Origin of the sequence: Streptomyces sp. NPDC058678 (assembly GCF_042714835.1) — a bacterium.
Taxonomy (GTDB): domain Bacteria; phylum Actinomycetota; class Actinomycetes; order Streptomycetales; family Streptomycetaceae; genus Streptomyces.
The window spans coordinates 298,270-321,893 of record NZ_JBHXSG010000002.1 but is presented as its reverse complement, the minus strand read 5'-3'; the positions used below and the strand labels follow the sequence as shown (position 1 = coordinate 321,893).

The following is a 23,624-nucleotide window of genomic DNA, read 5'->3' as shown; positions in this document are numbered from 1 at the left end:
CGCCTAACTTAGCCTTACCTTAGCGGATCGGCCAAGAGGGCGTGGCGGCAGGATGCGGTGGTAAGCGCACAAAAATGAAGGAGACTGTCGTGTCGGCGAACAGCTTCGACGCCCGCAGCACGCTGCAGGTGGGCGACGAGTCGTACGAGATCTTCCGGCTGGACAAGGTGGAGGGCTCGGCCCGACTGCCGTACAGCCTCAAGGTCCTGCTCGAGAACCTGCTCCGCACGGAGGACGGCGCGAACATCACCGCCGACCACATCCGCGCCATCGGCGGCTGGGACTCGCAGGGCCGGCCCTCTCAGGAGATCCAGTTCACGCCGGCCCGCGTGATCATGCAGGACTTCACCGGTGTGCCGTGTGTCGTGGACCTCGCCACCATGCGTGAGGCCGTGAAGGAGCTCGGCGGCGACGCGGCGAAGGTCAACCCGCTCTCCCCGGCCGAGCTGGTCATCGACCACTCCGTCATCGCCGACAAGTTCGGCACCAACGAGGCCTTCGCGCAGAACGTCGAGCTGGAGTACGGCCGCAACCGCGAGCGCTACCAGTTCCTGCGTTGGGGCCAGACCGCCTTCGACGACTTCAAGGTCGTACCCCCCGGCACCGGCATCGTCCACCAGGTCAACATCGAGCACCTGGCGCGCACGGTCATGGTCCGCAACGGCCAGGCCTACCCCGACACCCTCGTCGGCACCGACTCGCACACCACCATGGTCAACGGCCTCGGCGTCCTCGGCTGGGGCGTCGGCGGCATCGAGGCCGAGGCCGCGATGCTCGGCCAGCCGGTCTCCATGCTCATCCCGCGCGTCGTCGGCTTCAAGCTGACCGGTGAGCTCACCCCCGGCACCACCGCCACCGACCTGGTGCTCACGATCACCGAGATGCTCCGCAAGCACGGCGTGGTCGGCAAGTTCGTCGAGTTCTACGGCGAGGGCGTGTCCGCCACCTCCCTCGCCAACCGCGCCACCATCGGCAACATGTCGCCGGAGTTCGGTTCCACGGCCGCGATCTTCCCGATCGACGACGAGACCATCAAGTACCTGAAGCTGACCGGCCGCTCCGAGCAGCAGCTGGCGCTCGTCGAGGCGTACGCCAAGGCGCAGGGCCTGTGGCTGGACCCGAAGGCCGAGCCGGACTTCTCCGAGAAGCTCGAGCTGGACCTGTCGACGGTCGTCCCGTCGATCGCCGGCCCGAAGCGTCCGCAGGACCGCATCGTCCTCGCCAACGCCGCCGAGCAGTTCAAGACGGACGTCCGCAACTACGTCGACGACGTGGACGAGGCGGGCAAGGAGTCCTTCCCGGCCTCCGACGCCCCGGCCGTCCACCCGAACGGCGCCCCGTCCAACCCGGTCACCGTGACCGCCCCCGACGGCTCGACGTACGAGATCGACCACGGTGCGGTGACGGTCGCGGCCATCACCTCCTGCACCAACACCTCGAACCCGTACGTCATGGTCGCCGCCGCGCTCGTCGCGAAGAAGGCCGTGGAGAAGGGCCTGACCCGCAAGCCGTGGGTCAAGACCACCCTCGCCCCGGGCTCGAAGGTCGTCACCGACTACTTCGACAAGGCAGGGCTCACCCCCTACCTCGACAAGGTCGGCTTCAACCTCGTCGGCTACGGCTGCACCACCTGCATCGGCAACTCCGGCCCGCTGCCGGAGGAGGTCTCCAAGGCCGTCAACGACCACGACCTGGCGGTCACGTCGGTCCTCTCCGGCAACCGGAACTTCGAGGGCCGGATCAACCCCGACGTCAAGATGAACTACCTGGCGTCCCCGCCGCTGGTCGTCGCGTACGCCCTCGCCGGCTCCATGAAGGTGGACATCACCAAGGACGCCCTGGGCATCGACCAGGACGGCAACCCGGTCTACCTCAGGGACATCTGGCCCTCCGAGGCCGAGGTCAACGACGTCGTGGCGAACGCCATCGGCGAGGACATGTTCAACAAGTCCTACCAGGACGTCTTCGCGGGCGACGCCCAGTGGCAGGCGCTGCCGATCCCGACCGGCAACACCTTCGAGTGGGACCCGCAGTCCACCTACGTCCGCAAGCCCCCGTACTTCGAGGGCATGACGATGGAGACCACCCCGGTCTCCGACATCACGGGCGCCCGCGTGCTCGCCAAGCTGGGCGACTCGGTCACCACCGACCACATCTCCCCGGCCGGTGCGATCAAGGCCGACACCCCGGCGGGCCAGTACCTCACCGAGCACGGTGTGGAGCGCCGTGACTTCAACAGCTACGGCTCGCGCCGCGGCAACCACGAGGTCATGATCCGCGGCACGTTCGCCAACATCCGCCTGCGCAACCAGATCGCGCCGGGGACGGAAGGCGGCTACACCCGCGACTTCACGCGGGACGGCGGGCCGGTGTCGTTCATCTACGACGCCTCCCGCAACTACATCGAGCAGGGCACCCCGCTGGCCATCCTGGCCGGCAAGGAGTACGGCTCCGGCTCGTCCCGCGACTGGGCCGCCAAGGGCACCGCGCTCCTCGGCGTCAAGGCCGTCATCGCCGAGTCGTACGAGCGCATCCACCGCTCGAACCTCATCGGCATGGGCGTCCTGCCGCTCCAGTTCCCGGAGGGCGCCTCGGCCGCCTCCCTCGGCCTGACCGGCGAGGAGACCTTCTCCTTCACCGGTGTCGAGGAGCTCAACAACGGCACCACCCCGCGCACGGTGAAGGTCACCACCGACACGGGCGTCGAGTTCGACGCGGTCGTCCGCATCGACACCCCCGGCGAGGCGGACTACTACCGCAACGGCGGCATCATGCAGTACGTGCTGCGCAGCCTGATCCGCAAGTAGGCGGAACGGCAGGGCAGTTGAGGGCCGTATCCCCGGCGACGGGGGTGCGGCCCTCCGCCGTGCCCGGACCAGGACATCCCAGGTCATCACCCACCCTCAGGTGGAACACAGGGTTCCCTCAGCGGGCGGGGACACGATCGGTACATGACTGGCACTTCCGGGTCCCGAACCGGCCGCGTCCGCGTGCTCCTCGTCGATGACGAGCCCACGCTCACCGAAGTGTTGCCGGTGGCCGTCGCCGGGGCGGGCCGACGGTCCTGCCCGGCCGCAGACGGGCACAGTGCGCTGCGCGTCGCCCGCCGTAGCGCCCCGCACGCCGTCGCGCTCGACGGGATGCTGCCCGACCTCGACGGGCCGCAGGTGCCGCGCCGACCGCGGCAGGGACCGCCGAAGCCGCCCGTCCTCATGCTCACCGCCCGCGAGGCGCCGGAGCACAGCCCGCGCCGCGAGATCGACGAGGGCCGGACGCCGATGATCCACACCGTGCGCGGGCCGGGCCACGCGATCAGGCCCACGGAGGAGGGGAGATGAGCGCCAGGCCGCACCCCGGGCCGCGCACGCACTCCCTGCGCACCCGGCTGCTCCTCCTCGTCGGCGTCACCCTCGCCGTCGTGTGCACCACGATGGCGTTCACTACCGCCCTCGTCCAACGCGCCTACCTCATGGGCGACCTGGACGACCGCGTCACCAACGCCGCCGAGCGCAGCCTGAGCGATGCCGCGCTCCACCCGGTCGTCGAGGACGACCTGACCCTCCTCGACGAGAGCGGCCACCCCGCCGGCATGCTCGCCGCCCGGCTCGACACCGACGGCACCGTCCTGTCCGCGTCGGTCGTCGCCGAGGACGCCGCTCCCCAGGCCCTCACCACCGCCCAGCGCACCGCCCTGGAGGGCATCGGCACCGACGGTTCGAAGCACACCCGGAGCGTCCCCGGCCTCGGCACCTACCGGGTCACCGCCCTCGACAACGACGGGGTCCGCGTCCTGACCGGACTCCCGATGGGCGACGTACAGCGCATGATCAGCGGCCTGGTCGTGGTCGAGGCAGTGGTCGCGGGTCTTGGGCTGGCCGTCGCCGGCTGTGTCTGCGCGGTGGTCATACGCCGCCAACTGCGGCCCCTCGGCCGGGTCGCCGCCACCGCCGCCGAGGTCTCCCGCGCGCCGCTCGGCGGGGGCGAGGTCACCGGCCTGACCCGGGTGCCCGAACCCGACACCGACCCGGGCAGCGAGGCCGGCCAGGTCGGCGCGGCACTCAACCTCATGATCGACCACGTCGAGTCCTCCTTCGTCGAGCGGCGGCGCAGCGAGGAGCGGGTGCGGCGCAGCGAGGAGAAGATGCGGCGCTTCCTCGCCGACGCCAGTCACGAACTGCGTACGCCGCTCGCGTCCATCGCCGGGTACGCGGAGCTGATGAACCGTGGCGCCGACCGCGTGGAGCCGGTACTGGCCTGGAGCCGGGTCTCCGCCGAGTCGGCCCGGATGACCGGCCTGGTGGAGGACCTCCTCCTGCTGGCCCGCCTCGACGAGGGCCGGCCTCTGCAGTCCACCGAGGTGGACTTGGCGGCACTGGTCGCGGAGGCCGTGTGGGACGCGCGCGCCGCGGGCGGCGGCCACGACTGGCAGCTGGAACTGGGCCTCGACGCCCCCGCGCTGGTCGTCGGCGACGAGGCCCGGCTCCACCAGGTGGTGGCCCACCTGTTGGCCAACGCGCGTATGCACACACCCGTTGGAACGACGGTGGTGGCGTCCGTCGAGGCCACGCCGGACCACCGCGTCATCCGCGTCCGCGACAACGGCCCCGGCATCCCGCCCGCCCTCCTGCCCAGAGTCTTCGAACGCTTCACCCGAGCCGACACCTCCCGCTCCCGCCCGGACGCGAGAGCGGGCGGCTCCGGCCTGGGCCTCGCCATCGCGGCGGCGATCACGTCCGCGCACGGCGGCCGGATCGACGTGCACAGTGTCCCGGGGCACACCGAGTTCACGATCGACCTGTCGGCGGCAGACCACGCGGCGGGGGTGCGGGGGCCCGGAGCAGTCGGGCACCGGTGTGAGGCGACCCCACGTCGTCGGCCCACGGGCGGGCACCAGTCGGGGTGCCGCTGAACTGCGGTACGGCACAGGGATGGGCGATGGGCGAACCGGAACAGGCCGGCGGGCACCGGGGACGCGCACATCGAATTCACAGGCGGCTACGCGCTCGGCCGACTTGCAACAGGCGGTTCTGGAGCTGTTGTGGATCAGGCCGAACGGCATCGCCGACGTGCTCCGCGTGCCTGGCTCGCAGTCACACGTAAGCGATCTTCACTCACCTAGGTGTAAGTCGGAAGGCCCCTGCCGTCAGTTCGGCGCAGGGGAAGCAGTTCCGTCGGCCTGGATGTCGAAGTTGATCTGGTCTCCGTCGACAGAGGTCACCTTGACCGTCACGCCCAAGGGGCTGCCGTCGTCCGCGGTGAGCGTACAACGGGTGGTGGTGCCGACCTTGCCGGCGAGGTCCTCGGGGCAGTTGATGTCTGGCTTCGGCTGGCCCGTCGTGGCGGCGAGCTTTTCGGAGAGAGTGGTGGCCAGCTTGTCCAATGACATCTTCGGCGTGGACGTACCCACGTCGACCGAAGCCGAGCAGCCGACGAGCAGCGTGCCGACGGCCACGACCGAGAGGCTCGCACGGTCCGCCCGGACACCGGCGCGACTTCGTAGTGCGTCCCACCCGAGCGGCAGATCTTGCACCTGCAATCAGCCCCCTCATAGGTTGCTTTCATGGGACTCTTCGACAAGTTGACCGGAACCAAGCGCCCCGATGACGGTGTCGCTCCGCGCTCGGCCGATGAGGTGCGGGCCGCTCTTCTCGGCGTCAACCGGCCGGATGTCCCGTACGTCATCCGCGACGGCGGCCCGGAGGGCGCCGACCTGGTAGCGGAATGGCGGATGGCGGAGCCCGCCTGGCAGGCCGTCTTCGTCGAGTCGCAGCTGTCTCGCGCCGTCCGGATCCGGATGCGGCTGGTCCAGGGGGACCATGAGGTGCGCGCCCTCGAGGAGGGGTGGGAGGTCACCCGGGTGGGGAATCCGCCGACGCTCAAGATTTCCGGGGCGTACTCGCGTGGCCCCGACAGGACCGTCTCGCGCCACTACACGGTCCAACGCGGGGACAGCGGCAGCCTCGAAGCGACGGAGACCTTCCGCTTCGACGCCGCCGAACTGCGCAACCCCCTGCAGAACGCAGTCCTTGAGGCGGGCTGGACCTGGCGCGGAGTGGTCTTCGGCAAGCCGTGAGGCCGATGAGCCCCAGGTTCGCCGCCTTGGTGCGCATCGCTCCACCATTCTCCGGCCGCCGCTGTCGACGGCGCCGTGTACTTCGTCCGCCCCGAGGATGTGTCACCGCGGTCGATGACCCTGTACCACCACGGAGGGCGCCACGGAGGGCGCCACGGAGGGCACGCCAGGCACCCAGGGCCGCACCTCATTAGGTGCGGCCCTTGTGCGCCATACGTTTACAAGTCGGCCACTCGGCGCTAGCTTCCCCCACAGGTGGGGTGGGAGCGCTCCCATGCGGGTGGACCGGAACCCGCCCCCGTGGCCGCCCCCACCCCCCGCTTCCGCACAGGCAACCGCACACGCGCACACGCGCGTTCGCACACGCATCCACACGGCCCGTACCTCAAGGAACGGACTGATCTGTCATGATCCTGACAAGAACAACGGCGAAGTCCCCGGACTCCTCACCGCGATTAACGCTCCCCACCCGCGCCAGAGCCCTCTTCCTCGTCCTCGTGGCCCTGTTCGCCACCATCCCGGCGCTCAGCCTTGTCGTCACGGCCGGCGGCGAGGCGGAGGCTCACGGCACTCCGATGAAGCCAGGCAGCCGGACCTTCCTGTGCTGGCAGGACGGCCTCACCGACACCGGCGAGATCAAGCCGGTCAACCCGGCCTGCAAGAACGCCCAACAGGTCAGCGGCACCACGCCGTTCTACAACTGGTTCTCGGTGCTGCGCTCGGACGGCGCCGGCCGCACCCGCGGCTTCGTGCCGGACGGCGAACTGTGCAGCGGCGGCAACACCAACTTCACGGGCTTCAACGCCGCCCGCGACGACTGGCCGCTGACCCACCTCACCTCGGGCGCGACCGTCGACTTCTCGTACAACGCCTGGGCCGCGCACCCGGGTTGGTTCTACGTCTACGTCACCAAGGACGGCTTCGACCCGAAGAAGGCTCTCACCTGGAACGACATGGAGGCCCAGCCCTTCCTCTCCGTCGACCACCCGCCGCTCAACGGCAGCCCGGGCACGGTCGAGGCCAACTACTCCTGGAACGGCAAGCTCCCCGACGGCAAGTCGGGACGGCACATCATCTACATGGTCTGGCAGCGCTCGGACAGTGCCGAGACCTTCTACTCGTGCTCCGACGTCGTCTTCGACGGCGGCAACGGCGAGGTCACCGGCATCCACGAGCCGGGCAACCCGACCGAACCGGTGCCGGGCACCTGCACGGCCACCCGTAAGACCACGGGCAGTTGGAACGGCGGCTACCAGTCCGAGGTGACCGTCACCAACTCCGGCGACGTCCCGATGCTGGGCTGGATGGTCGACTGGACGCTGCCGAGCGGCCAGAAGGTCGAGAGCCTGTGGAGCGGCAACGCGACGTACAACGGCCAGGCGGTGATGGTCCACAACGCCAACTGGAACGGCTCGCTGGATCCGGGGAAGAGTACGACGTTCGGCTACGTCGTCTCCGGCTCCGGCGGTGACTCGGCGACGACACTTCCCTGCCGAGTGGGCTGAACTCCGGCCCAGCCGCGATCACCTGAATCGCCGTACTGAACCTTCGCTCGGAGCGGGCCCGGTGGCGGTGTGCCGCCGGGCCCGCGAGCCGCCCGGGCGAAGGCCACCCGGGCGAAGGCCACCCGCGCCGACGGCCGCACCGGCACGGTCGAACTCGCCCTCCCGGGACCCGGTCGCCCCGCAGGCCCGGGAGACGAAGCCGTTCACGGAACCGGAGAGGCGGACCGTCTGCGGGCGTGAAGTCGCCGCCCGACCACGCGGACCTGTACGTGCTCACTCCACCCCGTGACGCAACACCCCCGCCAGCCAGCCGAGTTGGCGCCGCACGTGCACGGCGTCGCCGCCTTCGTGGCCGTTGTAGGGATAGGCGTGGATCTCCTTGCCGGGATCGGTGCCGGTCAACTCCCCGTAGCGGTTGAAGGCGGCGTACGCCCCGCTCGGCGGGCACACCGTGTCGCGCAGGCCCACCCCGAAGTGCGCCGGGGCCTGCGCGCGCCGCGAGAAGGAGATGCCCTCCAGGTAGGACAGCGTGCGGTACGCGGCCTGTTCGGCGCCCCGGTGCACGGACAGGTACGCGGTGATCTCGCCGTAGGGGGCCGCGTCCGTGAGGTCGAGGGCGCGTCGGATGCCGCACAGGAAGGGGGCGGTGACCAGGGCCGCCGCCAGATCCGGCACCAGCCCCGCGACGGCCAGGGCGAGTCCGCCGCCCTGGCTGTTGCCGACGACCGCGACGCGACGACCGTCGACCCCGGGCAGCTCCCGCACCGCGGCGACCGCGCGCACCGCGTCCGTGATCAGACGGCGGTAGTGGTGGTCCCGCGGGGCGAGCAGGCCGCGTACGGCGGGTCCGGGGCCGCCGGGCGCGCCCGCGTGCGGGTCGGGGGTGTCGCCTCCGCAGCCGTACTGGTCACCTTGGCCCCGGTTGTCCATGAGTAGGTGTGCGTACCCGGCGTTCACCCAGGTCAGCCGCTCGTGCGGAAGGCCGCGCCCACGGCCGTACCCGGCGTACTCGACGACCGCCGGCAGTGGCGCGCGCACCCCGGCGGGCCGGCTGTACCAGGCGCGGACGGGGTCACCGGCGAAGCCGCGGAAGGTCACGTCCCACGTCTGCGTCAGCCGCAGGCCGCTGTCCACGGGCCGGGCCGAGACCACCGGGTCGCTCTGTCCGGCCTCCTTGAGGGTGCCGAGCCAGAACTCGTCGAAGTCGGCGGGCTCTTCGGGATCCGGTCGGTACTGCTCGAGCTCTCTCCAGGGCAGGTCGAACGCGGGCACGGCGGCTCCTCACAGACTTCAACGACGCGGCTCGGTCCGATCGTTGCGGTCATGTGACAGAAAGTTCCGAAGTGGCCGCGCCGATCCCTTCATCTCTTCCACCCGCACCTTGAGGTGAATCCAGTGCGGTGTGGTCGCCTCCAGGCTCAACATCCCCGTGTGCAGCCCCCATTGACAGCGCTTTCTGCTGCCCCTAAGTTGCCGCGAAGTTACCGGTAAGAGCTCGAAAGTTTCGGTTCCCCGTCCCATGCCCCGGGAGGCCCGAGCATGAGCACGTCCACCACGTCGGCCCCACCGCCGGGCACCCAGGACCCGCCTCCGGCCAGAGCCGCACCCCGCCGTCGTCGGCGGAAAGCCGCGCGCCCCGGATGGCGGCGGTCCCTGCGCCGGGACTGGCAGCTGTACTCGCTGGCCGTCCTGCCGCTGCTGTTCTTCCTGGTCTTCCGCTATCTGCCGATGATCGGCAACGTCATCGCCTTCCGGCGCTTCGAGCCGGGCGGCTCTCTCTTCGGCGAGCAGTGGGTGGGGCTGCGCTATGTGCGCATGTTCCTCACCGACCCCACCTTCTGGCAGGTGTTCCGCAACACCCTCTGGCTCGGCGGGCTCACGCTGGTCTTCTGCTTCCCGATCCCGATCGTGCTGGCCCTGCTGCTCAACGAGGTGCGCAGACGTTCGCTGAAGCGGTTCGTGCAGTCGGTGTCCTACCTTCCGCACTTCCTGTCGATCGTGATCGTCGCGGGCATCACGATGCAGATGCTCGCCACGGACGGCCCGGTCAACCACGCCCTCGGCTGGTTCGGCCACGATCCGATCCGGTTCATCCAGGAACCGGACTGGTTCCGCACGATCTACGTCGGCTCGGAGATCTGGCAGACCGCCGGCTGGGGCACCATCCTCTACCTCGCCGCCCTCACCACGATCGACGAGGAACTGTACGAGGCCGCCCGCATCGACGGCGCCAACCGCTGGCAGCAGATCTGGCACGTCACCCTGCCCGGCATCCGGCCCACGATGATCACGCTGCTGATCCTCAACATCGGCACGTTCATGGCCGTCGGCTTCGAGAAGGTCCTGCTGCTGTACAACCCGCTGACCTATCCGAAGGCCGACGTGATCTCCACGTACCTCTACCGGACCGGAGTCGAGTCCAACAGCTTCAGTTACGCCGCCGCCATCGGCCTGTTCGAGGCGATCATCGGCCTGGTGCTGATCACCTCCGCCAACCAGCTCTCGCGCCGCACCGTGGGGACGAGCCTGTGGTGAGCGTCCACCGACCCACGCGTGGGTACCGCGTCTTCCAGGGCGTCAACGGAGTGATCCTCACCCTGGTCGTGGTCGTGACCCTGTACCCGTTCGTCAACATCGTCGCGCGGTCCTTCAGCGGGGAACGCCAGATCCGGGCCGGTGAGGTGACGTTGTGGCCCAAGGGCTTCAACCTCACCACTTACGAGATCGTCTTTCAGGACTCGATGTTCTGGCGGAACTACGGCAACACCGTGCTCTACACGGTCGTGTCCACCGTCGTCGCCATGGTCCTGACGACCTGTTACGCCTACGTCCTGTCCAAGAAGCACCTGCGCGGGCGGGGCCTGCTCGTCGGCATCGCCGTCTTCACCATGTTCTTCACCGGCGGACTGATCCCCAACTACGTGCTGATCAGCAGCCTGGGCATGAAGAACACCATCTGGGCGCTGGCGCTCCCGAACGCGATCAGCGTCTTCAACCTCCTGGTGATGAAGGCCTTCTTCGAGAGCCTGCCGACCGACCTGGAGGAAGCCGCGCAGATCGACGGGCTGAGCACGTACGGCATCCTGCTGCGCATCGTGCTGCCGCTGTCCAAGGCGGTCGTCGCGACGATGATCCTCTTCTACTCGGTGGCCTTCTGGAACTCCTGGTTCGCGGCGTTCCTGTACATGGACAGCACCGAGCTGATGCCGGCCACCGTCTACCTGCGCAACCTCATCTCGGGTGCCACCGGCGGCGGCAACGCGGGCGCCGCCACCGAGCAGCTCAGCCAGGTCGGGGCGAACATCCAGTCGGTCACCATCGTGCTCACCGCGCTGCCGATCCTGTGCGTGTACCCGTTCGTCCAGCGCTACTTCGTCTCGGGCGTGATGCTCGGCGCGGTCAAGGGCTGACGGCAACTCAATTCCCTACGGAACAAAGGAGTATCCGTGACGAACGCAGGAGAGCTGTCCCGGCGTCAGATCCTGGCCGCCGCAGGCTTCATAGGCCTCGCCACCCTCACCGGATGCGGCAGCGGAGACGACGGAGGCGACTCCAAGGACCTCTCCAAGAAGCAGAACGGCGCGATGAAGGAGTACCGCGCCGGCCAGCAGTTCAGGGCCGCCAAGCCGCTGTCCTTCTCGGTCCTGCACAACAACAACCCGGTCTACCCGATGAAGGACAGCTGGCTGTTCTGGAAGGAGGTCACCAAGCGCACCGGTGTCACCCTGAAGCCCGTCGACGTCCCCCTGGCCGACTACGAGAAGAAGCGCAGCGTCCTCATCGGCGCGGGCGACGCCCCGTTCCTGATCCCCAAGACGTACCACCCGGCGGAGGTCGCCTTCGTGTCCTCCGGCGCGATCCTGCCGGTCAGCGACTATGTGCACCTGATGCCCAACTTCCGGGCCAAGGTGAAGAAGTGGGGCCTGGAGCCCGAGCTCGACTCCATCCGCCAGTCCGACGGCAAGTACTACCTGCTGCCCGGCCTCCACGAGAAGGCCAAGTCCGGCTACTCGCTGTCCTTCCGCACGGACGTCCTCGACCAGCTCGGCCTGAGCCTGCCCACCACCTGGGACGAGGTGTACGACGTCTTCAAGGCACTCAAGGCGGAGTACCCCGACCGCTACCCCCTCTCGGACCGCTGGAGCACCAACACCCCCTACCCCGTCGCCGCCCTGCTCAGCTACCTCGGCCAGGCGTACGGCGTCCGGGCCGGCTGGACGTACGACAACATCAGCTTCGACTCCAGGGCGAAGGAGTTCGTCTTCACCGGCGCGCAGGACGGCTACCGCCAGATGATCGAGTTCCTGAGAAAACTGGTCGCCGAGAAGCTGATGGACCCGGAGAGCTTCACCCAGACCGACGACGCCGCCGTGCAGAAGCTGCTGGGAGAGAAGTCGTTCGCGATCAGCGCCAACCCGCAGGAGCTCGTACAGAACTACCGCTACAACCTGGAGAAGCAGGTCAAGGGCGCGAAGATCGACATGGTGCCGGTGCCGCTCGGCCCGGCGGGGCCGGTACTCATCGGCGGAAGCCGCCTCGAGAACGGCGTCATGATCGCCGGCAAGGCGCTCAAGAGCGACACCTTCGTCGCGATGATGCAGTTCGTGGACTGGCTGTGGTACTCGGACGAGGGCCAGAAGTTCTGCAAGTGGGGCGTCCAGAACGTCACTTACACCGCGTCCGGCGACCAGTACGAGTTGAAGCCCGGCATCAGCCTCATGGGCTCCGACCCGGACGCCCCGAAAGACCTGCAGAAGGACTACGGCTTCTTCAACGGCGTCTTCACCTACGGCGGCAGCTGGGCGCTGGTCTCCTCCTCGTTCAGCCCGGACGAGAAGAAGTTCCAGGACGCCATGTCCCAGCGGGAGCAACTCCCCGTCGACCCGGCCCACCCGCTGCAGTCCGTCGAGCAGGAGCAGGCGACGCTCTGGGACACCCCGCTGCGCGACCACGTCACGCAGAACACGCTCAAGTTCGCCCTCGGCAAGCGCCCGTTGTCCGAGTGGGACGACTACGTCACCGAGCTGAAGGCCAAGAACATGGACCAGCTGGTCGACGTGCACAACAAGGCGTACGACCGCTTCAAGAAGGAGAACGGGTGATCCGTGTGCCCGCCCCCGTCGAGGACGAGGCACCGCCCTGGTCGGACGAGCGGCGGTTGCTCGGAAGGGAGCCGCAGTGAGCACGAGCACGTCCGTCACCTTCGGGCAGGGCGCCCTCTCCCGCGCCGCCGCCCTGATCCACACCCTCGTCACCGTCGAGGCGCTGCTGCTCCTCGCCGCCGCGCCGGGCCTCGCCGGACTGCTGCTGGTGGGCCCCGACGCCGCCAACCTCCCCCTGGCCGCCGTATGCCTCCTGCCGCTGGGCCCGGCCCTGTCCGCCGCCCTGTACGCCCTCCACCACCGCGACCGTGACCTCGCCGACCTCCACCCGGCCCGCACCTACTGGCGGGGCTGGCGGCTCAACGCCCTCCCCGCCCTGAAGCTGTGGACGCCGCTGCTCGCCTGGCTGACCGTCGTCGCCTTCACCCTCACCCACTTCTCCGCCACCGGCCTTCCCGGCTGGTGGGCGGTACTGCTCGCGACCATCGGAGCCGGGTCCCTCCTCTGGGGCGCGCACGCACTGGTGCTCACCTCCCTCTTCGCCTTCCGTGCCCGCGACACGGCCCGCCTCGCCGCGTACTTCCTGTTCCGGCACGGCCGCGCCACGCTCGGCGCCGCCTCGCTGCTCGTCCTGGCCGCCGGACTGACCGCCCTGCTGACCGAGGCCTTGACCGCCCTGCTGGCCGCCACGCTGCTGCTGTCCCTGCTGCACAGCGGCCGCCCGGTGATCGCCGAGACCCAGGAGGACTTCACCGCATGACCGTGCCCGGCACCCCCAAGATCCCGTACGGCGGTGACTACAACCCCGAGCAGTGGCCGGAGCCGGTCTGGGACGAGGACCACCGGCTGTTCACCCGGGCCGGCATCGACACCCTCACCGTCGGCGTCTTCTCCTGGTCGCTCACCCAACCCGCCGAGGACGCCCTCGACTTCACGATGCTCGACCGCATCCTCGACCGCGCCGCCGCCGAGGGCCGCCAGGTCTGCCTCGCCACCGGCACCGCCGCCCTCCCGCCCTGGCTCGCGAAGAAGTACCCCGAGGTCAACCGCACCGACTTCGAGGGGCGGCGGCACCGCTACGGCCAGCGGCACAACTTCTGCCCCAGCTCACCGGCGTACCGCCGCCAGGCCACCGCGATGGCGGCCCGTCTCGCCGAACGGTACGTACGACACCCCGCGTTGCTCGCCTGGCACGTCAACAACGAGTACGGCGGGGTCTGTTACTGCGGCCTGTGCGCCGACGGGTTCAGGGAATGGCTCCGCGGGAAGTACGCCACCCTGGAGGCCCTCAACGACGCCTGGTGCACCACCTTCTGGTCCCACCGCTACACCGACTGGGCCGAGATCGAGCCGCCGAACGTCCTCACCGAGCACTGGCGCGGCCCCGATCACACCGCCTTCCAGGGCACCACCCTCGACTACTTCCGCTTCACCACCGACGCCCTCCTCGGCTGCTTCCTCGCCGAGAAGGAGGCGATCAGGCAGCACGACCGGGACACCCCCGTCACCACCAACTTCATGGGCATGTTCCGCCCCCTCGACTACCACCGCTGGGCGCCCCACCTCGACTTCGCCTCCTGGGACAGCTACCCGCCCCTCGACGCCCCGCCCACCTGGCCCGCCCTCGCCCACGACCTGATGCGCGGCCTCAAGGACGGTGCCCCTTTCTGGCTGATGGAACAGACCCCGTCCACCACGGCCTGCCGTGACGTCAACCCCCTCCGGCGCCCCGGCGAACTCCGCCTCGCCACCTTCCAGGCCGTCGCCCACGGCGCCGACGCGGCCCTGTACTTCCAGATGCGCGCCTCCCGCGGCGCCTGCGAGAAGTACCACGGGGCGGTGATCGGCCACGCGGGCCGCGACGACACCCGGGTCTTCCATGAAGTGGCCGACCTGGGAAGGGAGTTGGAGCTGCTCGGAGACGCGAGTCTGGGCGCCCGCACCCCCGCCCGCACCGCCCTGCTCTTCGACTGGGACAGCTGGTGGGCCCTGGAGATCTCCGACGGCCCGTCCCGTCTCGTCCGCTACCAGGACACCGTCCACGCCTACTACCGGGCCGCCCGCGAGGCCGGCGCCGACGTGGACGTGATCCCGCAGACAGCCGACCTCACCCCGTACGACGTGGTCCTCGCCCCAGTCCTGCACATGATCAAGGGCGATCTGGCGGACCGCCTGGAAGGGGTGGCGGCCCGCGGCGGCACGGTCCTGTCCACGTTCCTCTCCGGCCGCGTGGACGAACACGACCGCGCCTTCCTCACCGACGTCCCCGGCCCGCTCGCCCCTCTCACGGGCATCCGCGTCGACGAATGGGACTCCCGCCCACCGGACTTCGTACAACCAGTGAGGCTGGGGGAGTTGAAGAGCGAGGCGCGCCTCGTCTTCGAGATCGTCCTGCCACGCGGCGCCGAGCCGGTCGCCACCTACGGCGCCGACTTCTACGCGGGCACGCCGGCCGTGACCCGGAACCGGTTCGGCGAGAACGGAGGCGAGGCCTGGTACGTCGCCACCGCCCTCGACCAGCCGGGCGTCGACGAGGTCGTACGCCGTGTCCTCACCCGCCACGACCTGATCGGCCCGTACGCCGACCACACGACCGTGGAGACCGCGACCCGCGTCGCCCCGGACGGGACCCGACTCGTCTTCCTCCTGAACCACGTCCCCGAACCGGCCGCGCTGACGGCCCACGCCTCCGCCACCGACCTGCTGACCGGCAAGCGGGTCGAGCAGGGTGACCCGCTGACCCTCGACCCGCTCGGCACAGTGATCCTGCGGATTCAGTAGATGCGCCGCCCATGTGCGTCCGGCACACCCGACTTCCGGAAGAAGTAGCTGTTGACCTGATCGCGCCACTCGCGGGCACTGCGGAGCTGTTCCTCGTACCGCTCCGCGACCCGCGCGTGGCGTGCCGGGCCGACGAGGTCCGCGAGTGAGGCCCACACCTCACGGGCCTGCTCCACCTCCGTCACGCCCTCGAAGTGGGTGTCGTAGATGTGCTGGATCACCGTCTTCCCGCTGTGCAGTACGTGGTCGTACGACACGTGGTGGAAGAACAGCAGCAGCTCGTCGGGGCAGGTGGCCGGCGACTCGTACACCTCCGCCCAGGGCTTGACGTACTGCGCCGCGTACCCCGTGCCGGTCGCCGCGCTCCGGTCGACGCCGATGCCGTCCCGGTCGGCGAAGTGGTAGGTGCCCCAGGGGCTGTACTCGTAGCCGTCCACGCTCGGCCCGTAGTGGTGTCCCGGCTGCACCATGAAGCCGACCCCGAGCGGGGCGGTGTACTTCTCGTACGTCCGCCACGAGCCGTCGAGCACGGCGTGCAGCCCGCCCCGCAGCCGTACGGGGTCCGAGGTCTCCTCCGGTCCGAAGGTGAGCCGGATCCACTCGTCGAGGACGCTGTCCGGATCCGCGTCCGGCTGCCAGGCCAGCCGCCCGAAGGTGTACAGGTTGGCCTGCGCCAGCGGATGCCCCGTCCAGAACGGGTCGTCGCCGACGTTGGACACCGCCACCAGACCGCCGCGCGCCAACTCCCCGACACAAGCGCCCCCTTCACCCTCCGGCCGGAACCGCAGCACCTCGCTCCACATCGGTCCGAGCCAGCACACATGCCGCTGCTGACCGGTGTACTCCTGCGTGGCCTGTACCTCCACCGCGAGCCGGGTCCCCGGCATCGCGCCGATCAGCGGTGAGACCGGCTCCCGCACCTGGAAGTCCAGCGGCCCGTGCTTCACCTGGAGCACCGCGTTCGCGGCGAACTCCCCGTCCAGCGGGGTGAAGTGGTCGTGCGCGGCCCGCGCCCGGTCCGTCGTCCGGTCCCGCCAGTCCTGGCGGTGGTCGTAGACGAACGCCCGCCAGTGCACGGTGCCGCCGTGCGGGGCGAGTGCGGCGGCCAGCATGTTGGCGCCGTCCGCGTGGCTGCGGCCGTAGGCGAACGGCCCCGGCTGACCCTCCGAGTCGGCCTTCACCACGAACCCGCCGAAGTCCTCGACGCTCTCGTACACCCGCTCCGTCGCCTCGGCCCACCATGCGCGCACCGAGGCGTCCAGCGGATCGGCCGTGGACAGTCCGCCGAGCAGCACCGGCGCGGCGAAGCTGACCGACAGATGCGTACGGATGCCGTACGGCCGCAACGCGCCCGCGATCTCGGCTACTTCACCGATCCGGTCGGTCAGCAGGTGAGCCTCGGACTCGTGCACGTTGACGTTGTTCACCGCCACGGCGTTGATCCCGCACGCGGCCAGCAGCCTGCCGTACGCCGGCACCCGCTCCGTCTCGCCCCGCGCCCGCCCGTCCGCCCAGAACAGCGATCCGCCGGCGTAGCCGCGCTCCACCTGGCCCATGACCGGGTGCACGGCCACGTTGTCCCAGTGGTCCACCATCCGCAGCGCCACCGCGGGGCAGTGCGTCTCCCGCGCCCGTTCGCCGCGGAAGGCGTCCTCTCCGAGCCGTACGACGTGGAAGAAGCCGTGGAGCAACCCGGCCTGCCCTGACGCGGTGACGGTCGTCAGACCGCCTTCGCGCTCGTACGTGAACGCCTCTGAGCCGTCTGAGCCGTCGGAGCCGGTCAGCTCCAGCACCAGGTCGTCCGTCGTGTCGCCCGGCCCGGAGTCGCGTACGACACGGCCGCCGAACCGCGCACAGGCCTCGGCCGCTTCCCCGTGCACCGTCTCCACCAGGCGTCCCGAACCGCGGATCAGCGTGCGCCGGGTGCCGAGCGCCCGGAAGACGCCGGGCGGCAGCCAGGCGGGGTCGACGTCAGGCAATGGCCGCGCCCGTTCCGCGCGCCGCGCCGATCAGGTCGGTGCGGCCCGACTCGTCGTAGACCGAGATGTCGACGGAGGCGCCGTCCGGGATGTCGAAGTCCTTCACAGTGACGTCCACGACCTCGGAGGTGCCCGGCGCGGAGAAGGTGCCGAGGTCGTGGTAGCTGCCGCCGGACGAGTAGCCGACGGCGACGAAGAAGCCGTCCCCGTCGTTGCGGGTGTCGTACACCCAGAGCTTCTCGTCGTAGGGATGGAACTCCACCTTGCCGACGAACCAGCCGTCGTCGTTCAGTTCCATCTTGACGGCCAGGCCACCGGCGTCGTCCGCGAAGTAGGTGCCGTCGAACGGGTCCGTGAGATTCCCGCCGCTGCACGGGCAGTTGTCGGTGTCGTAGTAGTACTTGGCGAGACCGGGATTGGGACTGTAGGCCTGGGCCGGCGCGGCCGTCGCGCACAGCGCGCCCACCACCAGGCCGGTCCCCGCGAGCAGGCCCGGGAGCCGTCTCTTGAAGCTCATCCGCGCTTCCTCCCCCTCCGGATGTCGTGCCGCGCGGTGCTCACCGGCGGCCCGGCCATTCTGGTGCATGGGACGCTCGCGAGGTACCTGTCGACTGCCGGGATGTGGCGGATTCTGGCCGGCAACTCCGCCTGGGCCAGGGCAGGTTGCGTGTCGAGGACCAGCCGGTGGTGCCGGAACCTCCCCGTTCGGGGGTGCCGTCGGTGACGGTCAGGTCGACGCGGACGGTCGTGGCGTCGACGTCCCGGTCGCCGTCCGCCGTCGATGGGAAGATCCGGTACGTGAGCCGGGCCGCCCGGCCCACGGCCCCGACGACGCCGAAGACCTTGGTGCACGAGGACGCCCGCCCGTCCGCCGGCCGGCGTAGCGCAGTGCACGCTTTCCGGTGAATCCCGCGCCCGCCTTGGCGGTGGGCGAGCACTCGGGCCACGGTCGACCAGCGAGAGCATGCCGTGGCGGACAGGTACTCGCTGCCGCTGTGGAGAACTGAACGGCGGACGCGGGCACCCTCCCTGCGCCGTGGACAACGTTGTCAATGTCGCTGCGCAAGGATCGCCTCTGACTCCTGTGGCCCATGATGTCAAGAGTCTTGACTGTGGTATTCGAGCTCTATGTCAGGGATTTTTCAGGCAAGGTGCGCACAGGTCGCTCATATTTCCGGGAGGTCTCAACTCGGGAAAGACCCGCGGTCAACCTTGCATTCGATCTTGCTCCATTGACCTGAAGTGGACTATACCTGTCGACGATTCACACGATCCGCACGTCATGATCCGCACGAACCTGCTTGACCTGACCGCGGTGCCCGGGAGGATCCGGTACACCGCCTGAGTCCTGGAGAAGGCGAGGACTTGAGCATGGGATCCACTTCCGCCGAGAACAACGGCACCGGTGGCGTCGGCCGCCGCGATCTGATCAAGCGGTCCGCCGCGCTGGGCCTGATCTCCGTCCCCACGATGAGCTTCCTGTCCGCGTGCGCCAGCAGTGGCGGCGACGACAACGGGGACAAGGCCAAGGCCGGCAAGAAGACCGAGAAGAACCCGCTGGGTGTGAACGAGACCGCGGGGATGGAATTCGTCCTGTTCGACGGCGGATTCGGCAAGGAGTACGCCGAGGACGCCGTGAAGATCTACGAGAAGAACTTCCCCGAGGCCAAGGTGAAGTTCTCCGCGACCCAGAAAATCCAGTCCACCCTCCAGCCACGCTTCAACCAGGGCACCCCGCCGGACCTCATCGACAACTCCGGCGCCGAGCAGATGGACATGGGCGTCCTGGCCGGCAAGAACCAGCTCACCGACCTCACCCCGCTCCTCGACGCCCCGTCCTACGACGACCCGAACAAGAAGGTCCGCGACACGCTGCGCCCCGGCATCGTGGAGATGGGCCAGCTGGACGGCGACCCGGTCTGGATCATGTACTACGCCTACACGGTGTACGGCGTGTGGTACTCGCAGAAGGCCCTGGACTCGCTCGACGCCACCTATCCCGAGACCTGGGACGAGATGCTCGCGGTCTGCGAGAAGGCAAAGAAGCAGGGCATCGCGGGCTGGACGTACGCGGGCAAGTACCCGTACTACCTCCCCTTCTCGCTGTACCCGATGATCGGCAAGGTCGGCGGCGTCGAAGTCCTCGACGCGATCGACAACCTGGAGCCGAACGCCTGGAAGCACCCGGCGGTCAAGGCGTGTTTCGAGGCCTACTACGAGCTCTTCAAGAAGGGCTACATCCTCAAGGGCACACCCGGTCTGGACCACATCCAGTCGCAGACCGCGTGGGCCAAGGGCAAGGCGCTGTTCATCCCGAACGGCTCCTGGGTGGAGAACGAGTCGGCGAACGTCATCCCGGCCGACTTCGACCTCGCCGTCTCCGCGCCCACCGGCATCGACTCCTCCGACAAGATGCCCTTCGGCACCATCTGGGCCTCCGGCGGTGAGCCCTTCATCGTCCCGGCCAAGGCGAAGAACGGCACGGGCGGCATGGAGCAGCTGCGCATCATGCTCAGCGAGGCGTCCTCGAAGAACTTCACGAGCAAGGTCAAGTCGCTGACCGCGTACAACGGCGGCACCGACGGCATCACCCTCACCCCCGGTCTCAAGTCCGGTGTCGCGGCGCTGGAGAAGGCCGGCGACAACGTGGTGAATCCGCGTCTGCAGGACTGGTACGTGCAGCTGCAGAAGGAGAAGATCGGGGTGTCCGGACTCGGCGAGATGATGGCCGGCCGACTCACTCCGGCCGAGGCGATCAAGAAGATCCAGGCCTACGCGGACGAGACGGCCAAGGACAGTTCGATCAAGCACTACAAGCACCAGTAAACGGACCGGAGAAGCGATGCAGCACGGCAAGTACCGGTTCATCGTGGGGTTTTTGGCACTGCCCCTCGGTCTGTACGCGCTATTCGTGATCTGGCCGTTCATCCAGTCCATCTACTACTCGTTCACGGACTGGACCGGCCTGAGCCCCGAATTCAAGATGGTCGGCCTGGACAATTACCGGAGGATGCTGGACGACGAGATCTTCTGGAAGTCCTTGCAGCACAGCTTGATTTTCGCGGTCGTGCTGCCGCTGGTGACGATCAGTCTGGCGTTGTTCTTCGCCTTCATGATCAATGTCGGCGGACGGAGAAGGAAGGGCGGCCCGGTGATTTCCGGAGTCCGGGGCTCTTCCTTCTACAAGATCGTCTACTTTTTCCCGCAGGTGCTCTCGATCGCCATCGTGGCCCTGCTGTTCGCCTTCGCGTACAACCCGGACAGCGGTGCCATCAACTCACTGCTGCGCGGCATCGGACTCGACAGCGTCCAGCCCCTGTGGCTGGGTGACCCGAGCCTGGCCCTGTGGTGCGTGATGGCGGTGCTCGTGTGGTCCACGGTCGGCTTCTTCGTGGTCCTCTTCTCCGCCGGCATGGCCTCCATCCCGGCGGACCTGTACGAGGCGGCACTGCTCGACGGGGCGGGCCGCGCCACCACGTTCTTCCGGATCACCCTGCCGCTGCTGTGGGACACCGTGCAGTCCGGCTGGGTCTACATGGGCATCCTCGCCCTGGGCGCCGAGTCGTTCGCGGTCGTACAGATCATGACGACCGGGCCGGGCGGCCCCGACTACTCGACCACCGTCATGGTCCTGTACGTGTACCAGAAGGCGTTCCGCGACGGGCAGGCCGCCTATGCCACCACCATCGGCGTCGCCCTTCTCGTCGTCACGCTGGCCTTCGCCGCCCTCGTGATGCGGCTGGGCCGGCGCGAGCGGCTGGAGTACTGATCGAATGAAGACGACCGAGACCCCCGCCCCCGTACCGGCAGAGCCCGGCATTCCCGTCGCCAAGGTCGATGTCCCGGCCGGCCCGCCCCGCAAGGAGAAGAAGCAGGGCACCGCCCTCAACGTCTTCTCGCACGGGATCCTGGTCATCTGGGCGATCATGGTCGTACTGCCGCTGCTGTGGGCGGTGATGACGTCCTTCAAGGACGACAGCGCCATCTTCGGCTCGCCCTGGTCGCTGCCGGACCGGCTGCACTTCGACAACTGGTCGCGGGCCTGGACCGAGGCCAACATGAGCGACTACTTCCTCAACACCATTCTGGTGGTGGGGGGTTCGCTCATCGGGACCCTGGTGCTCGGCTCGATGGCGGCCTATGTGCTGGCCCGCTTCGACTTCCCGGGCAACCGGTTCATCTACTACCTGTTCATCGGCGGCATGAGCTTCCCGATCATGCTGGCGCTGGTCCCGCTGTTCTACGTCGTGAACAACATGGGCCTGCTGAACACGATCCACGGCCTGATCCTGGTCTACATCGCCTACTCGCTCCCGTTCACGGTGTTCTTCCTCACCGCGTTCTTCCGCACCCTGCCGACCTCGGTGGCGGAGGCGGCCTTCGTGGACGGGGCCTCGCACTCCCGGACGTTCTTCCAGATCATGCTGCCGATGGCCAAGCCCGGTCTGATCAGCGTGGGGATCTTCAACTTCCTCGGGCAGTGGAACCAGTACATGCTGCCCACGGTGCTGAACACGGACCCGGACAAGCGCGTCCTGACCCAGGGCCTGGTGCAGCTGGCGGTCAGCCAGGGGTACAAGGGCGACTGGTCGGGACTGTTCGCGGGCCTGGTGATGGCGATGCTGCCGGTGCTCGCGGCGTACATCATCTTCCAGCGGCAGGTGGTGCAGGGACTGACCGCGGGGGCGCTGAAGTAGCGGCCCCTCCACCCGTACGGCGACCGCTTCCGGATCTTCCGGAAGCGGCGGCCGTGTTTGTGTACATGAACGCGAGTGGGTTCAACCTCTTGACGGGAGGCAGCACGAACGGCTCAGCTTAGAGTTCACTAGTTGGACATAGACGGGGCCCCATTGAAGCGGTCCCGCGCGCAGGAGGTCGTCGTGGAGACTCCGGGGTCGCAGTCGTCACTGCACCGAGCCAACCTGGAGCGGGTCGTACGGGCCGTTCGGCTGGCCGGGTCGCTCACGCAAGCCGAGATCGCGCGGACCACGGGGCTGTCCGCGGCGACGGTCTCCAACATCGTGCGTGAACTCAAGGACGGCGGAACGGTCGAGGTCACGCCCACGTCGGCGGGTGGCCGCCGGGCTCGCAGCGTCTCCCTGAGCGGGGACGCCGGGATCGTCATCGGTGTCGACTTCGGGCACACGCATTTGCGCGTCGCGGTCGGAAACCTCGCCCACCAGGTGCTGGCCGAGGAGTCCGAGCCGCTCGACGTGGACGCCTCCTCGGCGCAGGGCTTCGACCGGGCGGAACACCTGGTCAATCGCCTGATCGCAGCGACGGGCGTCGACCGGTCGAAGATCGCCGGTGTGGGTCTGGGCGTACCCGGCCCCATCGACCTGGAGTCCGGCACGCTCGGCTCCTCCGCCATCCTGCCGGGCTGGATCGGCACCAAGCCCGCCGAGGAGCTGCGCGGGCGCCTGGGCGTACCCGTACACGTGGACAACGACGCCAACCTCGGCGCCCTCGGTGAGCTGGTGTGGGGCAGTGGGCGGGGGGTGCGTGACCTGGCGTACATCAAGGTCGCCAGCGGTGTCGGGGCCGGCCTGGTGATCAACGGGACGATCTACCGCGGCCCCGGTGGCACTGCGGGTGAAATCGGACATATTACACTTGACGAGTCCGGCCCCGTCTGCCGTTGCGGAAACCGGGGCTGCCTGGAGACCTTCGCGGCCGCGCGCTACGTGCTGCCGTTGCTCCAGTCCAGCCACGGGACCGATCTGACGATGGAAGGCGTCGTGCGGTTGGCGCGGGACGGAGACCCAGGCTGTCGTCGGGTGATCGCCGACGTAGGCCGACACATCGGCAGTGGAGTCGCCAATCTCTGCAATCTGTTGAACCCGAGCCGGGTGGTCCTGGGCGGTGATCTCGCCGAGGCCGGTGAGCTGGTGCTCGGGCCCATCAGGGAGTCCGTCGGCCGCTATGCGATCCCCAGTGCGGCTCGCCAACTGTCCGTGCTTCCAGGGGCACTTGGAGGTCGTGCGGAGGTGCTCGGAGCACTCGCCCTCGCGCTCAGCGAGATGGGTGATTCGACCCTTTTGGACAGCACGCTGCATGCCGCGACGCCTGTCTTCACTTAGAGAACGCAGGACGCCGTTGCCATCTCGTTAAGTATTTACTTCTTGACGTCGCACGCGTGGCCGAGTTGACTTCCAGCCACCTCGGCCGCAACGACGCGGCCTCG

The 23,624-nt window shown here is 68.8% G+C and carries 18 protein-coding genes and 1 pseudogene; 14 read left to right on the top strand and 5 right to left on the bottom strand.

What is annotated here, in order from left to right; translation table 11 throughout:
* Positions 1-89: 89 nt before the first annotated feature.
* From acnA to ACFWWR_RS04105, 3 genes are all read left to right on the top strand, one after another.
* A complete protein-coding gene (acnA, locus tag ACFWWR_RS04115) occupies positions 90-2,807 on the top strand; it encodes an aconitate hydratase AcnA (RefSeq protein WP_383857626.1) in 2,718 nt (905 codons plus the stop codon).
* 144 nt (positions 2,808-2,951) lie between these two features.
* Positions 2,952-3,338 carry a response regulator gene (locus ACFWWR_RS04110; protein ID WP_383857624.1) on the top strand — a complete coding sequence of 129 codons (387 nt, stop codon included), beginning with the start codon at positions 2,952-2,954 and terminating at the stop codon, positions 3,336-3,338.
* Positions 3,335-4,909 (top strand): ATP-binding protein, encoded by a 1,575-nt coding sequence (locus tag ACFWWR_RS04105; RefSeq protein ID WP_384301835.1) that lies wholly within the window; start codon positions 3,335-3,337, stop codon positions 4,907-4,909. The genes ACFWWR_RS04110 and ACFWWR_RS04105 overlap by 4 nt, the downstream gene beginning before the upstream one ends.
* Positions 4,910-5,143: 234 nt before the next feature.
* On the opposite strand, the gene ACFWWR_RS04100 is transcribed toward ACFWWR_RS04105, so the two are convergent.
* Positions 5,144-5,452: a DUF4333 domain-containing protein gene (locus ACFWWR_RS04100; RefSeq protein ID WP_384301831.1), complete on the bottom strand. Its 309-nt coding sequence runs from the start codon at positions 5,450-5,452 to the stop codon at positions 5,144-5,146.
* Between the two features lie 108 nt (positions 5,453-5,560).
* On the opposite strand from ACFWWR_RS04100, the gene ACFWWR_RS04095 reads away from it, so the two are divergent.
* Positions 5,561-6,073, top strand: coding sequence for a hypothetical protein (locus ACFWWR_RS04095; RefSeq protein WP_384301827.1), 513 nt, complete (start codon positions 5,561-5,563; stop codon positions 6,071-6,073).
* 407 nt (positions 6,074-6,480) lie between these two features.
* Positions 6,481-7,578 carry a lytic polysaccharide monooxygenase gene (locus tag ACFWWR_RS04090; protein ID WP_383857612.1) on the top strand — a complete coding sequence of 366 codons (1,098 nt, stop codon included), beginning with the start codon at positions 6,481-6,483 and terminating at the stop codon, positions 7,576-7,578.
* A 273-nt stretch (positions 7,579-7,851) separates the two neighbouring features.
* On the opposite strand, the gene ACFWWR_RS04085 is transcribed toward ACFWWR_RS04090, so the two are convergent.
* Positions 7,852-8,850 carry an acetylxylan esterase gene (locus tag ACFWWR_RS04085; RefSeq protein WP_384301825.1) on the bottom strand — a complete coding sequence of 333 codons (999 nt, stop codon included), beginning with the start codon at positions 8,848-8,850 and terminating at the stop codon, positions 7,852-7,854.
* A gap of 267 nt (positions 8,851-9,117) precedes the next feature.
* On the opposite strand from ACFWWR_RS04085, the gene ACFWWR_RS04080 reads away from it, so the two are divergent.
* The 5 genes from ACFWWR_RS04080 to ACFWWR_RS04060 all read left to right on the top strand — a co-directional run bounded on the left by ACFWWR_RS04080 (position 9,118) and on the right by ACFWWR_RS04060 (position 15,461).
* Positions 9,118-10,113 carry an ABC transporter permease gene (locus ACFWWR_RS04080; RefSeq protein ID WP_383857606.1) on the top strand — a complete coding sequence of 332 codons (996 nt, stop codon included), beginning with the start codon at positions 9,118-9,120 and terminating at the stop codon, positions 10,111-10,113.
* Positions 10,107-10,988, top strand: a complete 882-nt coding sequence (locus tag ACFWWR_RS04075; protein ID WP_384301823.1) for a carbohydrate ABC transporter permease — start codon at positions 10,107-10,109, stop codon at positions 10,986-10,988. Before ACFWWR_RS04080 ends, ACFWWR_RS04075 begins: the two co-directional genes overlap by 7 nt.
* Before the next feature lie 36 nt (positions 10,989-11,024).
* Entirely contained in the window at positions 11,025-12,680 is a 1,656-nt protein-coding gene (locus ACFWWR_RS04070) for an extracellular solute-binding protein (RefSeq protein ID WP_383857600.1), read from the top strand.
* A gap of 76 nt (positions 12,681-12,756) precedes the next feature.
* Positions 12,757-13,440, top strand: a complete 684-nt coding sequence (locus tag ACFWWR_RS04065; RefSeq protein WP_384301821.1) for a hypothetical protein — start codon at positions 12,757-12,759, stop codon at positions 13,438-13,440.
* Positions 13,437-15,461: a beta-galactosidase gene (locus ACFWWR_RS04060; RefSeq protein WP_384301819.1), complete on the top strand. Its 2,025-nt coding sequence runs from the start codon at positions 13,437-13,439 to the stop codon at positions 15,459-15,461. Before ACFWWR_RS04065 ends, ACFWWR_RS04060 begins: the two co-directional genes overlap by 4 nt.
* On the opposite strand, the gene ACFWWR_RS04055 is transcribed toward ACFWWR_RS04060, so the two are convergent.
* The 3 genes and pseudogenes from ACFWWR_RS04055 to ACFWWR_RS04045 all read right to left on the bottom strand — a co-directional run.
* The gene (locus tag ACFWWR_RS04055) at positions 15,455-17,440 is read right to left on the bottom strand and encodes an alpha-glucuronidase (protein ID WP_384301817.1); all 1,986 of its coding nucleotides are present in this window, start codon (positions 17,438-17,440) and stop codon (positions 15,455-15,457) included. The genes ACFWWR_RS04060 and ACFWWR_RS04055 overlap by 7 nt on opposite strands.
* Positions 17,433-17,957: a hypothetical protein gene (locus ACFWWR_RS04050; protein WP_384301815.1), complete on the bottom strand. Its 525-nt coding sequence runs from the start codon at positions 17,955-17,957 to the stop codon at positions 17,433-17,435. Before ACFWWR_RS04050 ends, ACFWWR_RS04055 begins: the two co-directional genes overlap by 8 nt.
* Positions 17,958-18,150: 193 nt before the next feature.
* Positions 18,151-18,452: pseudogene (locus ACFWWR_RS04045) on the bottom strand (hypothetical protein); the annotation flags it as partial.
* Between the two features lie 359 nt (positions 18,453-18,811).
* Here ACFWWR_RS04045 and ngcE point away from each other — a divergent pair.
* From ngcE to ACFWWR_RS04025, 4 genes are all read left to right on the top strand, one after another.
* Positions 18,812-20,266, top strand: coding sequence for an N-acetylglucosamine/diacetylchitobiose ABC transporter substrate-binding protein (ngcE, locus tag ACFWWR_RS04040; RefSeq protein WP_383857589.1), 1,455 nt, complete (start codon positions 18,812-18,814; stop codon positions 20,264-20,266).
* A gap of 16 nt (positions 20,267-20,282) precedes the next feature.
* The gene (locus tag ACFWWR_RS04035; protein ID WP_383857586.1) at positions 20,283-21,209 is read left to right on the top strand and encodes a carbohydrate ABC transporter permease; all 927 of its coding nucleotides are present in this window, start codon (positions 20,283-20,285) and stop codon (positions 21,207-21,209) included.
* 4 nt (positions 21,210-21,213) lie between these two features.
* Complete coding sequence (locus ACFWWR_RS04030; RefSeq protein ID WP_383857583.1) at positions 21,214-22,137, top strand: carbohydrate ABC transporter permease; 924 nt, start codon at positions 21,214-21,216, stop codon at positions 22,135-22,137.
* Between the two features lie 183 nt (positions 22,138-22,320).
* Complete coding sequence (locus ACFWWR_RS04025) at positions 22,321-23,520, top strand: ROK family protein (protein WP_383857580.1); 1,200 nt, start codon at positions 22,321-22,323, stop codon at positions 23,518-23,520.
* The last annotated feature ends 104 nt before the right edge of the window (positions 23,521-23,624 follow it).

Bases quoted from the DNA above. Each gene is read 5' to 3' on its own strand.
- ACFWWR_RS04035 (WP_383857586.1), top strand. From the start codon at position 20,283: ATGCAGCACGGCAAGTACCGGTTCATCGTGGGGTTTTTGGCACTGCCC.
- ACFWWR_RS04030 (WP_383857583.1), top strand. From the start codon at position 21,214: ATGAAGACGACCGAGACCCCCGCCCCCGTACCGGCAGAGCCCGGCATT.
- ACFWWR_RS04060 (WP_384301819.1), top strand. From the start codon at position 13,437: ATGACCGTGCCCGGCACCCCCAAGATCCCGTACGGCGGTGACTACAAC.
- ACFWWR_RS04110 (WP_383857624.1), top strand. From the start codon at position 2,952: ATGACTGGCACTTCCGGGTCCCGAACCGGCCGCGTCCGCGTGCTCCTC.
- ACFWWR_RS04105 (WP_384301835.1), top strand. From the start codon at position 3,335: ATGAGCGCCAGGCCGCACCCCGGGCCGCGCACGCACTCCCTGCGCACC.
- ACFWWR_RS04095 (WP_384301827.1), top strand. From the start codon at position 5,561: ATGGGACTCTTCGACAAGTTGACCGGAACCAAGCGCCCCGATGACGGT.
- ACFWWR_RS04090 (WP_383857612.1), top strand. From the start codon at position 6,481: ATGATCCTGACAAGAACAACGGCGAAGTCCCCGGACTCCTCACCGCGA.
- ACFWWR_RS04050 (WP_384301815.1), bottom strand. From the start codon at position 17,957: ATGAGCTTCAAGAGACGGCTCCCGGGCCTGCTCGCGGGGACCGGCCTG.
- ngcE (WP_383857589.1), top strand. From the start codon at position 18,812: ATGGGATCCACTTCCGCCGAGAACAACGGCACCGGTGGCGTCGGCCGC.
- ACFWWR_RS04080 (WP_383857606.1), top strand. From the start codon at position 9,118: ATGAGCACGTCCACCACGTCGGCCCCACCGCCGGGCACCCAGGACCCG.